11 protein-coding genes are annotated in these 14,266 nt (G+C 67.1%); 6 read left to right on the plus strand and 5 right to left on the minus strand.

All coding sequences use genetic code 11. The features are described 5' to 3' along the window. The first annotated feature begins 87 nt into the window (after nucleotides 1-87). Together M0R89_RS09990 and M0R89_RS09995 are read left to right on the plus strand one after the other, a co-directional pair. Nucleotides 88-1,647, plus strand: a complete 1,560-nt coding sequence (locus M0R89_RS09990; protein ID WP_248648937.1) for a class I adenylate-forming enzyme family protein — start codon at nucleotides 88-90, stop codon at nucleotides 1,645-1,647. Between the two features lie 2 nt (nucleotides 1,648-1,649). Further along, on the plus strand, nucleotides 1,650-2,360 hold the full coding sequence (locus M0R89_RS09995) for an HAD family hydrolase (RefSeq protein ID WP_248648938.1): 711 nt from the start codon (nucleotides 1,650-1,652) through the stop codon (nucleotides 2,358-2,360). A 21-nt stretch (nucleotides 2,361-2,381) separates the two neighbouring features. On the opposite strand, the gene M0R89_RS10000 is transcribed toward M0R89_RS09995, so the two are convergent. Then, nucleotides 2,382-3,599: an acyl-CoA dehydrogenase family protein gene (locus M0R89_RS10000; protein ID WP_248648939.1), complete on the minus strand. Its 1,218-nt coding sequence runs from the start codon at nucleotides 3,597-3,599 to the stop codon at nucleotides 2,382-2,384. A gap of 163 nt (nucleotides 3,600-3,762) precedes the next feature. Between M0R89_RS10000 and M0R89_RS10005 the strand changes: the two genes are divergently transcribed. The 4 genes from M0R89_RS10005 (at nucleotide 3,763) to M0R89_RS10020 (ending at nucleotide 8,034) form a co-directional block, all read left to right on the plus strand. Beyond that, nucleotides 3,763-4,941, plus strand: coding sequence for a phosphotransferase family protein (locus M0R89_RS10005; protein WP_248648940.1), 1,179 nt, complete (start codon nucleotides 3,763-3,765; stop codon nucleotides 4,939-4,941). A gap of 213 nt (nucleotides 4,942-5,154) precedes the next feature. Then, entirely contained in the window at nucleotides 5,155-7,119 is a 1,965-nt protein-coding gene (locus tag M0R89_RS10010; protein ID WP_248648941.1) for a 3-hydroxyacyl-CoA dehydrogenase/enoyl-CoA hydratase family protein, read from the plus strand. 1 nt (nucleotide 7,120) lies between these two features. Continuing rightward, nucleotides 7,121-7,600 (plus strand): PaaI family thioesterase, encoded by a 480-nt coding sequence (locus M0R89_RS10015; RefSeq protein WP_248648942.1) that lies wholly within the window; start codon nucleotides 7,121-7,123, stop codon nucleotides 7,598-7,600. Next, entirely contained in the window at nucleotides 7,597-8,034 is a 438-nt protein-coding gene (locus M0R89_RS10020; protein ID WP_248648943.1) for a MaoC/PaaZ C-terminal domain-containing protein, read from the plus strand. Before M0R89_RS10015 ends, M0R89_RS10020 begins: the two co-directional genes overlap by 4 nt. A gap of 73 nt (nucleotides 8,035-8,107) precedes the next feature. Here the strand turns inward: M0R89_RS10020 and M0R89_RS10025 are convergent, their stop codons facing one another. The 4 genes from M0R89_RS10025 to M0R89_RS10040 form a co-directional block, all read right to left on the minus strand. After that, nucleotides 8,108-11,497 (minus strand): MEDS domain-containing protein, encoded by a 3,390-nt coding sequence (locus M0R89_RS10025; protein WP_248648944.1) that lies wholly within the window; start codon nucleotides 11,495-11,497, stop codon nucleotides 8,108-8,110. Between the two features lie 140 nt (nucleotides 11,498-11,637). Further along, complete coding sequence (locus tag M0R89_RS10030; protein WP_248648945.1) at nucleotides 11,638-12,165, minus strand: Lrp/AsnC family transcriptional regulator; 528 nt, start codon at nucleotides 12,163-12,165, stop codon at nucleotides 11,638-11,640. A 26-nt stretch (nucleotides 12,166-12,191) separates the two neighbouring features. Beyond that, complete coding sequence (locus M0R89_RS10035; protein ID WP_248648946.1) at nucleotides 12,192-13,100, minus strand: alpha/beta fold hydrolase; 909 nt, start codon at nucleotides 13,098-13,100, stop codon at nucleotides 12,192-12,194. Beyond that, the gene (locus M0R89_RS10040) at nucleotides 13,100-14,239 is read right to left on the minus strand and encodes an acyl-CoA dehydrogenase family protein (protein ID WP_248648947.1); all 1,140 of its coding nucleotides are present in this window, start codon (nucleotides 14,237-14,239) and stop codon (nucleotides 13,100-13,102) included. The genes M0R89_RS10035 and M0R89_RS10040 overlap by 1 nt, the downstream gene beginning before the upstream one ends. Nucleotides 14,240-14,266 lie beyond the last annotated feature (27 nt).

Raw genomic sequence — 14,266 nt, forward strand, 5'->3', positions numbered from 1 at the left:
CGACAGCGAATACTCGCCCGCCGTTAATAAATGTGGGCGCGGTTTTGCAATCGTTATATTGATTTAGGTTGCTAGTCATTAGCTCTCATGGACAAGTCCGCGTTCGGCGAGGACGCACGTTCGGGCAACGTCGCGCGCCTCCACGACGAGACGGCGGAGCGCCACGCCGACGAACTAGCGCTGGAGATGCACGGCGCTGAAATCACTCACGGTCGACTTCGGGACCGCACGGCCCGGTTCGCGGGCGGACTCGGCGAACTCGGGGCCGACGCGGGCGACCGAGTCCTCCTCTACCTGCCGAACTGCCCCGAGTACGTCGTCGCCGCGCTCGGGACGCTCAAGGCCGGTGCGGTCGCGTCGCCGATGAACCCCCAGTACAAGGCCCGCGAAATCGGTCACCAACTCGCCGACACCGGGGCGTCGGTCGTCGTCACCCACGTCGCGCTCCGAGACCACCTGACCGAGGCCCTCCGGGAGACAGACCGGAGTCCGACCGTCGTCACGGTCGGCGACCCCGACGATATCTCGGACGGCGACGTGGCGTTCGAGGACGTGGATGGCGACCCGACCACCGTCGAACGCGAGAGCAACGACGTCGCACTCCAACCGTACACCAGCGGGACGACCGGCCAACCGAAGGGCGTCCTGCTCACCCACCGCAACCTCCGAGCGCAGGCGTTCTCGGGGTTCGAGTTGGTCGACGTGGAACCGGACGAGGACCGGAGTCTCGCCGTCCTACCGCTGTACCACATCACCGGTTTCGTCCACTCGACGTGGCAGACGCTGATTCGGGGCGGCGCGGTGTACGTGCGAAACCCCGCCGAGTGGGACGCCGAGGACGCCATGCGGACCATCGAGCAGGAGAGCATCACGGGGTTCATCGGCGTCGCGGCGATGTACGTGGACCTCGTCAACCACGAGGCGTTCGGCGAGTACGACCTGTCGAGTCTCCGCGAGACCGGACAGGGCGGCGCGAAGATGCCGGTCGCGGTCCAGCAGGAGTTCGAGTCTGTCGCGGGCGTTGACACGTGGGAGGGGTACGGCCTCACCGAGACGACGGCGGCGACCCACACCGGCGCGGCGACGACGTTCGGGCACAGACTGGGCACCATCGGCCAACCGCTCCGGATGACCGACTGCAAGATAGTAGACGAGAGCGGCGAGGAGGTCCCGCCGGGCGAGGAGGGCGAACTGCTGGTCCGCGGCCCGCAGGTGATGAAGGGGTACCACGACCTGCCCGAGGCGAACGACGCGGCGTTCACCGAGGCGGGGTACTTCCGGACCGGCGACGTCGCGCGGCGCGACGGGGACAACTACTACGAGATAATCGACCGGAAGAAGCACATGATAAACACCGCGGGGTACAACGTCTACCCGAGCGAGGTCGAGGAGTTGCTCTTCGAACACGATGGCGTCGCGGACGCCGCCGTGGTCGGTGTCCCGGACGAGCGCCGGGGCGAGACGGTCAAGGCGTTCGTCGTTCCCGCCCCGGACACCGAGGCGACGCCCGAGGACCTCAAGCAGTTCTGTCTGGACAACCTCGCGGAGTACAAACACCCCCGCGAAGTCGAGTTCGTCGAGGAACTGCCCCGGACCGCGAGCGGCAAGGTCCAGAAGTTCAAACTGGTCGAGGGCGAGGAGCGCTGACCGTGCCGGGCGACGAACCGGCGACGGACTACCGGGCGGTGTTCTGGGACATCGGCGGCGTCGTCCTCGACCCGGACTCGGTCCGGGAGGCCCACGAGGCGTTCGTCGGGAGACTGGTCGAGGAGTACGCCCCCGAACGCTCGCCCGAGGACGCGGTAGAGACGTGGCGTCGCGCGGTCGGGTCGTACTTCCGGGAGCGCGACGGGACCGAGTTCCGGTCGGCCCGGACCGCCTACGACCGCGCCGTCGCCGAGATAGCCGGGCAGTCGATACCGGAGTCCGAGTGGCGACCGCTGTTCGAGGCGGTGACCACCGAGATTTTGCGGCCCGAACCCGGCGCGGTCGAGGCCGTCGAGCGACTGGCCGACAGCGAGTTGCACGTCGGCGTCGTCAGCGACGTGGACACCGCGGAGGGACTCCGGATTCTGGAGACGTTCGGGGTCCGTGACCGGTTCGACTCGATAACCACCTCCCAGATGGTCGGCCGGACGAAACCCGACCGCCGGATGTTCGAGACCGCCCTGCAGGAAGCCGACGCCGCGCCGGCCGAGGCGGTCATGATAGGCGACCGGTACGACCACGACGTGGCGGGCGCGAAGGAGGTCGGACTCGCGACGGTCGCGTACGGGGCCGACGACGGCCCGGCGGTCGATTACCGCGTGGAGGACCTCCGCGAGGTACTGGACATCGTCGGCGCGAGTCGGAAAACGTGAGGGACCGGTCTCAGCGCGCTCTTACTCGTCGTCGAACCGGAGCAGGTGTTCGACCTCGCTCCGGTCGGTGTCCTCGAAGGCGTTTCGCGCGATGACGCGCTTGTGGACCTCGTCCGCGCCGTCGATGATGCGGAACTGGCGGACGTTCTCGTAGAAGTCCGCGAGCGGCAGGTCCTTGCCGATGCCGTTGCCGCCGCAAATCTGGACCGCGGTGTCGATGGCGTCCTGCGTGACGTTCGCCGCGAACGTCTTGCTCATCGCCACCTCGATGCGGGCCTCGTTGCCGGCGGCTATCTGACGGGCGGCGTGGCGGACCATCGAGCGGACCGCGTGGAGGCGGGTCTCGGCCTCGGCGATTTCGAACCGGAGCGCCTGCTTGTCCGAGAGCGTCCCGTCGAACGCGCGGCGCTCCTCGGCGTAGGCCTTCGCCACGTCGAGGGCGCGCTCGGCCATCCCCGAGAAGCGCATGCAGTGGGTCAGGCGCGCCGGGCCGAGGCGCTGCTGGGCGATGGCGAACCCGGCGTTCTCCTCGCCGAGCAGGTTCTCCTCGGGCACGCGGACGTCCTCGTACCGAATCTCGGCGTGACTCGCGCCGGTGAGGCCGCCGCCGAGGTGCGGGATGTCGCGCACGATTTCGACGCCCGGCGTGTCGGCGGGCACGAGGAAGATGGAACAGCCCTGATACGGGTGGGCGTCCTCGTCGGTCCGGGCCATCACCAACAGTACGTCGGCCTCGCTCCCCTGCGTGGTCCACCACTTGTGGCCGTCGATGACCCACTCGTCGCCGTCTTTCTCCGCACTCGTGCGAATCATCTTCGGGTCCGACCCCGCGCCCTGCATGGGTTCAGTCATCGAGAACCCCGACCGGGCCTCGCCCTCGGCCAGCGGTCGGAGCCACTCCTCCTTCTGGTCGTCGGTGCCCACCAGTTCGAGGGTGTGCATGTTGCCCTCGTCGGGCGCGTTCGCCCGGACGGCCGTCGCGCCGAGGAGGCTCCGCCCGGCCGCCTCGAAGACCGGCAGCATCTCGCGGAAGTCCATCCCCAGACCGCCGTACTCCTCGGGAATCTGTGGGCCGTACACGTCGTACTCCCGCGCCGTCTCGCGGAGTCGGCGGACATCGTCGCGGGGAACCGGCCCGTCGCCGAGGTACTCGCGCTCGACCGGAACGACCTCCTCTCGGACGAACTCTCGGACGCGCTCGGCGACCTCTCGGCCTCGCTCGGGGTCGTCGTACTTCATGTGCCCAACCTCTCCGCAACGATGTAAAAGTATTTCCCCGATTCTATTACCCTCGTAAGTTCTTTACCGGAGTTGCGCGTACAATCGTCGTGAAAACGCCGGACCGATGCGACGGCGCGCGGTCCGTCGGAACCGCCACCGACCGAACGCGAAGGACGAACTCATGACAGGTGAAGAATACGACGACGCCACGACCGAGGACGAACGCGACGACTCTGCGACCGGGACCGGTCACGCGACCGACGACGACTCCGCGACAGACGACGGTCACGCGACCGACGCCGAACGCGACTACTTCGAGCGACTCGTGGACCGGCCCGCGCTCCGGGACTACCTCGCCGACCGTCTCGGGGACGCCGACGAGTTCGCCGTCAGCCACCACGCGGAGGGCCACTCCAACGAGACGCTGTTCGTGACGTGGGGCGACCGCGAACTCGTCGTCCGGCGGCCGCCGCCGGGCGAGACGGCCGACACCGCCCACGACGTGCTTCGGGAGTACCGGGTGATGGACGCGCTTCAGGACACCGCGGTCCCGCTCCCCGGGACCGTGCTGGCCTGCGAGGACCACTCGGTCGTCGGCAGCGACTTCTACGTGATGGAGCGCGTCGAGGGCGACGTCCTCCGCCACGCCGAACCCGACCGCTTCGGGACGCCGGCGGCCCGCCAGCGGGTCGGCGAGGAGTTGGTCGACACGCTCGCGGCCGTCCACGCCGTCGACTACGAGGCGGTGGGTCTCGGCGAGTTCGGCCGCCCGGAGGGCTACACCCGGCGGCAGGTCGAACGCTGGACCAAGCAGCTGGAGTGGGCGTTCGAACGGACCGCCGACGAGCGGACGGTGCCGAAACTCCGGGAGGTCGGGGATTGGCTCGCCGAGGAGTGCCCGACCGACCACGAGCGGACGCTGGTCCACGGCGACTACAAACTCGACAACGTGCTGTTCGCGCCGGGCGCGCCGCCGGAACTGGCCGCGGTGTTCGACTGGGAGATGGCGACGCTCGGCGACCCGCTGGCGGACCTCGGGTGGATGCTGTCGTACTGGCGCGACCCCGGCGACCCCGACCCGGCCACGCCCGAACTGACCGCGACGTTCATGGCGGCCGAGGGCTACCCGACCCGGCGGGAACTCGTCGAGCGCTACGAGCGGGCGACCGGCATCGAGTACGAGAACGACCGGTTCTACCGGGCGCTCGCGGTGTACAAACTGGCCGCGCTCGGCGAGATGTTCTACCGGCGCTACCTCGAAGGAAACAGCGACGACCCGATGTATCCGAAGATGGAACACCGGGTGCCGGACCTCGCCCGGCGCGCCGAGCGCATCATCGACGGCGACGAACCGCTGTGACCTCGCCGCGCGAACCGGCGAACCGACAAACCGGCGAACCGACCGACCGGCGAACCGACCGACCGGCGAATCGACTCCCGGGCCGCCAGTAGTTAACAAACACTGCTCTAAAATCTCTATCCCCACCGTTGTTCGACTTTTCCAAATATGGGTTTACAGAGATAACTTTCTCCCGGTGGAGTTAAGGCGGCATGTCACGAAACGGAGTATCGTATGACAGTTCCTGACATCCAGCGCGTGACCGTTCTCGGAGCGGGGAACATGGGACACGGAATCACCGAGGTCGCCGCGATGGCGGGGTACGACGTGACGATGCGCGACATCGAGGCCGACCTCGTGGCCGACGGCTACGAGGACATCCGGTGGAGTCTGGAGAAGTTGGCCGAGAAGGGCCGCCTCGACGAGTCCGCCGAGGCGGTACTCGACCGCATCGAGACGACGACCGACTTGGAGGAGGCGGTAGCCGACACCGACCTCGTGGTCGAGGCCGCGCCCGAGCGCATGGACCTCAAGAAGGACATCTTCGGCGACCTCGACGAGTTCGCGCCCGACGACGCGATACTCGCGTCGAACACGTCGAGTCTGAGCATCACCGAGATGGCGACCGCTACCTCGCGGCCCGAGCGAGTGGTCGGGATGCACTTCTTCAACCCGCCGGTGAAGATGGACCTCGTGGAGGTCATCTACGGCGAGGAGACCGCCGACGACACCGCCGAGACCGCCTACGAGTTCGTGGAGTCGCTCGGCAAGACGCCCATCTACGTCCGGAAGGACGTCAACGGCTTCGTGGTCAACACGGTCCTCGGGCCGTTCACCGACGAGTCGGCGTGGATGGTCTCGAACGGCGAGGCGACGATTCGGGAGGCCGACGCCGCGATGGTCCACCGCCGGGGCTACCCGATGGGTCCCTTCGAACTCGCGGACCTCACCGGCATCGACGTGGGCTACCACGTCCGGAAGGAGGCGGGCCGACCGATTCCGCCGATTACCGAGGAGAAAGTCGAGAACGACGAACTCGGCCGGAAGTCCGGCCGGGGCTTCTACGAGTACGAGGACGGGGAGGGCGTGAACTACGAACCCGGCGACGGCGAGGAGTTCGACACCCTGCGCGTCGAGGCCCGGATGATAAACGAGGCCGCGCGACTCGTCGGCGACGACGTGGCGACGCCCGAGGAGATAGACACCGGAGTCAAACTCGGTCTCGGCTTCCCGGAGGGCATCTGCCGGCGCGCGGACAAAATCGGTCTCGACGCGGTCCTCGACAAACTCCGGACCCTCCGCGAGGAGACCGGCGAGGACCGATTCGACCCGGACGACTACCTCGTGGAACTGGTCGAACAGGGCCGGACCGGCGAGGAAGCGGGCGCTGGCTTCCACGAGTACGGCGGTTCGGGCGGCGACGGACCGGGCGACTACCGTCTGCTGAACTACGACCTATCGGAGGACGGCCTGCTCGCAGTCGAACTCGACCGCCCGGAGCGCATGAACGCGCTCTCGGGCGACTTGCTGGGCGAGATAGACGACCTACTCTCGTCGGTCGACACCGACGAGGTGCGGTGCGTCACCTTCGAGGGCGCGGGCGACCGGGCGTTCAGCGCCGGGGCCGACATCGGCGGGTTCGCGGACATGGACCCGACCGACGCGATGGACGTGACCCCCGCGTTCGAGACGGTCAACGACTTCGAGCGCCCGGTAATCGCCAAGGTGGACGGCTACTGCCTCGGCGCGGGGTTGGAACTCGCGCTGGCCTGCGACCTCCGCATCGCGACCGAGGACTCCCAGTTCGGGTCGCCCGAGATCGGTCTCGGCCTCATCCCTGGCGGCGGCGGCACGCAGCGCCTGCTCCGACTGCTCGGCGAGACCCGGGCGAAGGAACTCGTGTTCCGGGGCAACCGCATCGACGCCGACCGCGCCGAGGAGTGGGGACTGGTCAACCGGGCCGTCCCCGAATCGGAGTTCGAGGACACCGTCTCGGCGTTCGTCGAGGACGTGCTGGAGGGGCCGCCGGTCGGCCTGAAGGTCGCCAAGAAGGTGATGAACGAGGGCGCGGACGCCAGCCTCGACGCCGCGCTCGCCATGGAGAGTCAGGGCTTCGGCCTGCTGATGAGCACCGACGACGTGCGCGAGGGGACCGCGGCGTTCCGCGACGACCGCGACCCCGAGTTCACCGGGGAGTGAGATGAGCGAGGAGTTCGCCGCGGGCGGCGACTCGCCCGCGGACGCGACGGCCGAGATGCAGGCGTTCGTGGACCGCCACGGCTACCTCTCGTGGCTCGGAGTGACGGTCGAGTCGGTCGAGCGCGGCCGACTCGTCATGTCGGTCCCGTACGACGAGAAGTTGGTCAACCCCGACCCCGACGGCACCCCCGTCGTCCACGGCGGCATCGCCGCGACGCTGGTGGACACCGCCAGCGGGTTCGCACTGCGGACCACGTTCGAGGACCCGGCCGAGGCCGCGCTCACGACCACCGACCTGAACGTCTCGTACCTCCGACCCGCGACGGGCGACCTGCGGGCCGAGGCCGAGGTGGTGCGGGCCGGCGGGTCGATGGGCGTGACCGAAGTCACCGTCACGAGCGAGCGACCCGACGGCGAGGGGGCGACCGAAGTCGCGGTCGGACGCGCGAGCTATCGGCTGTTCCGGGAGGGAGAGACGTGACGCTGTCGTTCGACGAACTCGACGTGGGCCGCCGGATTACCACCCCGTCCCGGACCGTCACCGAGGCCGACGTGACCAACTTCGCGGGCGTGAGCGGCGACTTCAACCCCCTCCACACGAGTCGGACCGAGGCCGAGGCGTCCGACTTCGGCGGGCGCGTGGCCCACGGCGCGCTCGTGTTCTCGATGATGACCGGACTGGCGCGCCGCGCCAGCGACCGGCGCGCCGACGTGGTGGCGTTCTACGGCGTGGACCGACTCCGGTTCACCGCGCCGGTCGAGTTCGGCGACACGATTCGCGTCGAGATGGAACTGGTCGAGAAGGACCCGAAGGACCATCCGACCGCGAGCGGCGTCGTCCGGTACGACGCCGAGGTGCTGAACCAGCGCGACGAGACGGTGCTGTCGTGCGAACTGCTCTCGCTGGTGAAGTAGGCGACGGCGGAAGCGCCGCGGGACGACCGTTCGAGACGGCCGCGCGGCGCTCACCGGCTTGTTCTCCCCGCGCTCACTCCTGAGAGGCGGACTGGACGCCCGTGAACTCGAATCGCGCGCCGCCGGCCTCGCTCTCGGTGACGGCGTACTCCCACCCGTACACCGCCGCGAGTTTCCGGACGAACGCCAACCCGATTCCGCTCCCGCCGCTGTCCGCGCTCGTCGTGAACCCCTCTTCGAACACCGCGTCCCTGTCCTCGGCCGGGATGCCCTCCCCGTCGTCGGCGACGTAGAAGCCACCGACGGACTCGTCCGTCGAGGCTCCACTCGCTTCGCTCGCGGAGTCGTCGGGGAGGTGACCGACCGTGACCGTCACGTCGGCCCCGCCGTGCTCCACGGCGTTTTCGAGGAGATTCCGGAACAGGTGTTCGACGTACGTCTCGTCGGCTTCGATTACGTCGCCGATTTCGGAGTCGAGTTCGGCGTCGGGCGCGTCCACGTCCGCCCACGCCCGTTCGGCGACGGCCGAGAGGTCGACCGGCGCGCGCTCGCCGACCGCTTCGCGCCCCCGGGTCAGCACCAGCATCACGTCGACCATGTCCTCGATGCGGTCGAAGGCTTCGGTGACGTACTCGACCGCTTCGGAGTCGGATTCGTCGGGTAGTTGTTGGCTGTAAATCTGGCCGATCATGGTCGGATTCCGGAGCTCGTGGGCGAGCATGCTGGCGAAGTTTTCGAGCCGACCGTTCTTCCGTTCGAGTTCCTCCTCGCGGTGGGTGCGTTCGAGTTCGTAGCTCATGCACTGGCCCATCAGTTCGAGGAACGTCTGTTCGGCGTCGGTGAACGCCGCGTCCCGCGGCGAGAGGTCCGTGAAACAGATAGTGCCGTAGGCGTCGTCGCCCACCGTCAGTTGCACCCCGGCGTAACACGCGAGGCCGAACTCGTGGTAGAGGGCGTCGCCCTCCCACCCGGCGGCCTCGGCGTCGGCGACGCTGACCGGACTCCCCGTATCGACGACCTTCCGGCAGTAGTTGTCCGTCAGCGGCGGCGTGAGCGACCCTTCTCCGAGGTCGGGGTGGCTGCCGTGCATCTGCTTTATCTCGAACGCCTCCTCCCGCTCGCGGGTCACCATCCCCACGGGGAGGTCGAGGTGTTCGCACCCCAACTCCAGCAGTCGCTGGAACTTCTCGTCGGTCGATAGCTCGTTGTCGGCCGTAATCTCGTAGAGTTCTCGCTGGGACTGCTCGTGTTCGCGCTGTTCGAGTTCGTAGCTCACCCACTGGCCCATCAGTTCGACGAAGGTGCGCTCGGTCTCGGAGAACTCGCGGTCGCGCGCCTCCGTGCTCCCGAACCAGAGCGTCCCGTACGGGGAGGTTCCGCTCGACACCTTCGTGCCGAGATAGCTCGTCAGTCCGAACTCCTGATGAATCGGGTCTTCGACCCAGTCAGTGCCGGCCACGTCCGCCATGCTGACCGGGTCCTCGCTCTCGATGGTCTGGCGACAGAAACAGCCGTACCCCGGGTCCGACCAGAGTTCCTCGTCGTCGGCGACGCCGAGACCGACCCCCTTCTCCAACCGGAACTCGCCGTCCCACGACGGGAGGTGGTTCAGTCCCGCCATCTCGAGACCGAACCGCTCGCGTCCCAACTCGAACAGCCGTTCGAGTTTCTCCTCGAACGACAGGTTGGGGTCGGAGGTTATCTCGTAGCTCTCGCGCAGGAACGCCTCGCGCTGGCGGCGTTCGAGTTCGTACTTCACCCACTGGCTGATGAGGTCGAGGAACGTCCGCTCGGTGTCGGTGAACGGTTCGTCTCGCGGTTCGTTCGAGACGAACCAGAACGTCCGGTCTACGTCCCCGTCGATTTCGAGGTACGTGCCGAAGTACGTCCGCACGCCGAACTCCTCGTAACACAGTTCGCCCTCGAAGCCGTCGGCCACGGGGTCGGTGACCGCGACTGGTTCGGCGTCGGCGGTCGCCGCGCCGTCCTCGGCGACCACCCGGCAGTAGGTGTCCGAGAGGTTGGCGCGCGCTCCGGGGACGAGGTGGTCGTGGTCGCCGCTGACCAACTCTATCTCGAAGAAGTCCGTGCCGGGGTCTATCTTGGCCAGTCCGCCGAGGTCGAGACCGAACTGCTCGCACCCGAGGTCACACAGCGCGTCGAGTTTCGCCTCGAACGACCGACTACCGTCGGAGGTTATCTCGTAGCTCTCGCGCAGGAACGCCTCGCGCTGTTGGCGCTCGAGTTCGTTGCCCATCCACTGGCCTATCAGGTCGAGGAACGCCCGCTCTCCGCGGGTGTACTGCTCCTCGCGGGGCGTCTCGGACGCGAAACACAGCGTCCCGTACTCCTCGCCGCCGGCGTGGACGGTGGTCCCGAAGTAGGCGTCCAGTCCGAACCGTTCGTAGGCCGGGTCGTCCTTCCACCCGACGTTCGCGGCGTCTCGGACGGCTATTGAACCGGGCGAGGCGAGCAGTTTCTCGCAGTACGTGTCGCAGATGGAGTCCGTGACGCCCGGCCGAATCTGCTCGCTGGGGCCGACGGCGTCGACGATGGTGAACGTGTCGTCGCCGTCGGTGCGAGTGAAGTAGCCGATTTCGAGGTCGAACCGCTCGGTCCCGAATTCGAGCAGACGACGTATCTTCTCCTCGAACGACCGGGTCGAGTCGGACGTTATCTCGTAGAACTCTCGTTGGTCGCGCTCGCGCCGGCGGAGCGTTGCCTCCGCCACGGTTCGGTCCCGGAGCGTCCGGAGCATCCGTTCGTTCTCGCTGACGGGCGCGTCCGGCCCGAAGAACTCCTCGGGCGGCGTGTAGTAGAAGTTGTGACAGACCTCCCCGTCGTAGACGAGATGGGGATGAGTCCGGATAACGTTCCGGACGGTCTCCGGCCCGAACTTCCCGCGGTCGTACTGGCAGAGCGCGAGGCAGGCCTCGTCGGCGAAGAGGTCGTTGACCTTCGACTCGTACTCCATGAACTGCTCGACGGTCGCGGTGTCGTCCCGGAGCCACGTCGTCCCGGCGACGATACGGAGCGCCTCGAACTCCTCGGTAGCGGCCGCGACGGTGTCGGCGTAGAACTCCAGCATCTCGTTCGGGGAGAACGCCCCGTCGCGGAGATACGTCTCCTGCACCGTGTGGAACGAGAGCGCTCCCGAATCGAGCGCGTTATCGACGTCGAGTCCGGCGTCCCGCACCGCCGCCCGGACCTCGGCTTCGTCGGTTTCGTCGACGATGAACATGACGCGCTCGCCGCGTTCGAGGCCCTGACGGACGAACGGGACGGCGGCGGCGAACCGCTCGTCGTCCGTCTCGTAGATGTGCGCGAAGTGGTCGTTGCAGGCGTGGTCGTCGAGTCGCTCGACGGGACCGTCGAGCGCTGGACTCGACTGAAACGCGTCGAACTCGGTTTCGAGGGTCCGAGAGAGGTCCGCTGTGGCGTTCGGAGATACGTGCTCGCTCACGTCGCCGTCCCCCTCCCCGTCTGGCGAAACGTCCCCGACCACAGTGTCGTTCTCATAGGAACGAACAGTGGTTCAGCGGGGAAAAAGATACTGCAGACCCGAGTGATTCGTTATCACGGAACATCGAGAAGGCGACGAGACTACTCGACGTGTTCGCCGTTCAGGCTGTCGAAAATCTCGGGGTCGGTGCCGAACTTCAGCACGTTGTGGATGACCGAATTGCGGATGTTGGCGATGACGTCGCCGTGTTCCTTGTAGCACTCGTGTATCCACCGCGACTCGTCCTGTCGCGAGGGGAACATCATCACCGTCTTCCACTGGTACTCGCCGTCCGAGAGGAAGTAGAACAGGGTGTGCGGGTCGTCGCGGATGTACTCCATCGCGTCGCGCCACCCCTCCTCGAAGTTCTCGGGGTTGAACTTGAACTCGAACAGGCCGAAGATGTAGTACTCCTCGTTGGGGATGATGGCCTCCCGGAACACGCCCTCGTTGCGCATCTCCCGGATGGACTCGCTGACCGTAACGTGAGACACCTCGATGCCGTACTCCTCGGCGAGGATGCTGGTGAGTTCTCGCGACGACAGTTGCGGGTCCCGCGTCAACTCCCGCAGAATCGCGACGTCGCGGTCCTTGAAGTTCCAGTTGGGTGATTGCGTTCCGTCGGTCATGGTCTTGGCTTTCCGCGACTGCTTTATCAGGGTTCTCCTTCGCTCAGGAAGGACGCGAGTCGGTCGCGGTACGCCTCCGGACGGTCCTCGACGACCCAGTGGTAGGCCCGGTCCAGCACCGACAGGTCCGCGTCCTGTAGGTCGTCTTCGAGGCGTTCGGCGTACGAGACCGGTTGGAGCACGTCGTCGCCGCCCCACAGCAGCAGCGTCTCGGCGGTGATGGCTCCGTAGTCGAGTTCCGTGGTGTGGTTGGTGTTGGTCGCCACCGCGTTCCGCGAGAGCGACAGTTTCCCCGCCTCGGACTGCCACGGCGCTTTCATCCCCGCCACGAACTCCTCGTGGCCCTCGTCGTCGTAGAGGCCGTCGGCGAACGCGAAGTCGAGTTTCGCGTCGAGTTCCTCGTCGGAGAGGTCGGCGGTCGAGGGGAGACCGAGTTCGCTGACGAACTCGACGGGCCACGAGTCGTAGCAGACCGCGTTCGACAGCACCAACTGGTCCACCGCGTCCGGACTGTGACTCGCGTACCGGAGCGCGACCCCGCCGCCGATGTCGTGGGCCACCAGCGAGAATGTCTCGACGCCGAGTTCGTCGAACAGGTCCTCCAGCATCGCCTCTTGGGCGCGTATCGACCGGTCGAACCCGTCGGCCATCGCGGAGTTGCCGTAGCCGAGCAGGTCGGGCGCGATGACGCGCCGGTCCTCGGCGATTTCGGGAGCGATATCGCGCCAGAGGAACGACCACGTCGGGATGCCGTGGACGAACACGACCGGCGGTTTGCCGTCGTTCGACTCACCGGCGTCTTCGCGGCGTTCGCCGCTCGCGTTCTCCGAGGCGCCGCCGGATTCGCTATCGTAGTACGCCACCTCCAACTCGTGACCGTCCACGGTCACGGTCGCGGACTCCTGTCGGTCGCTCCACTCCTCGTGTCCCGGCATTACTGGAGGTTGTCCGAGATGATGTTCTTCTGAATCTCGCTGGTCCCCTCGTATATCTTCGTGATGCGGGCGTCGCGGTAGTAGCGCTCGACGGGGTGGTCGGTGACGAAACCGGCGCCGCCGTGGACCTGAATCGCCTCGTCTGCCACGTCCACCGCGTGTTCGCTGGCGAATAGCTTGGCCATGCTGGCGAACTGCGTGGCCATCTGGTCGTCGCCGCCCTCGACGTACGACGCCGCCCGGTAGGTGAGCGACCGGGCCGCCTCGACGTTGGTCGCCATCTCCGCGAGTTTGTGCTCGATGGCCTGAAAGTCGCCGATTTTCTGGCCGAACTGCTCGCGCTCGTCGGCGTAGTCGAGCGCGGCGTCGAGGGCGGCCTGCGCGGTGCCGACCGCTTGGGCCGCGACGCTGGTTCGCCCGCTGGCGAAGAAGTCCATCAGTTGGTAGAACCCCTTGTCGACTTCGCCGATGACGTTCTCCTCGGGGACCCGCACGTCGTCGAGGATGACCTCCGCGAGGTCGGAGGCCCGGATGCCGAGTTTGTTGTTTATCTTCTCGGTCCGGAACCCCTCCGCGTCGGTCGGGACGAGGAACGCGGTGATGCCGCGGTGGCCCTCGTCGGGAGACGTCTTGGTCATCACCACGGCCACGTCGGCGACGGTGCCGTTGGTAATCCACATCTTGTTGCCGTTGATGACGTACTCGTCGCCGTCCTTCTCCGCCCGCGTCTCGATGCCCGCGACGTTCGACCCGTGGGCGGGTTCGGAGATACAGCTACAGCACGCCGATTCGCCCGACGCGATGCGGGTCAGCCACTCCTCTTTCATCCACTCGTCGCCGTACTTGCGAATCATGTTCGACCCGAACCCGCGGCTTCCGATGGCGCTTCCGATGCCGGGGTCGGCCCGCCAGAGTTCCTCGGTGACGACGATGGCCGACAGCGTGTCCATCCCCGCGCCGCCGTACTCCACCGGGATGGACGGGGCCACGAAGTCGAGTTCCGCCGCCTTCCGGACGAGGTCGGCGGGGTACTTCTTCTCCTCGTCGTGTTCTCTCGCGACCGGCCGTATCTCCTCCTCGCCGAACGTCCGGACCGCCTCGCGGATAGCCCGCTGTTCGTCTGACAATCGAAATGCCATATCCCCACTTCACCTTCCAATAAAAAG

It is taken from the genome of Halorussus limi (genome assembly GCF_023238205.1).
Taxonomy (GTDB): domain Archaea; phylum Halobacteriota; class Halobacteria; order Halobacteriales; family Haladaptataceae; genus Halorussus; species Halorussus limi.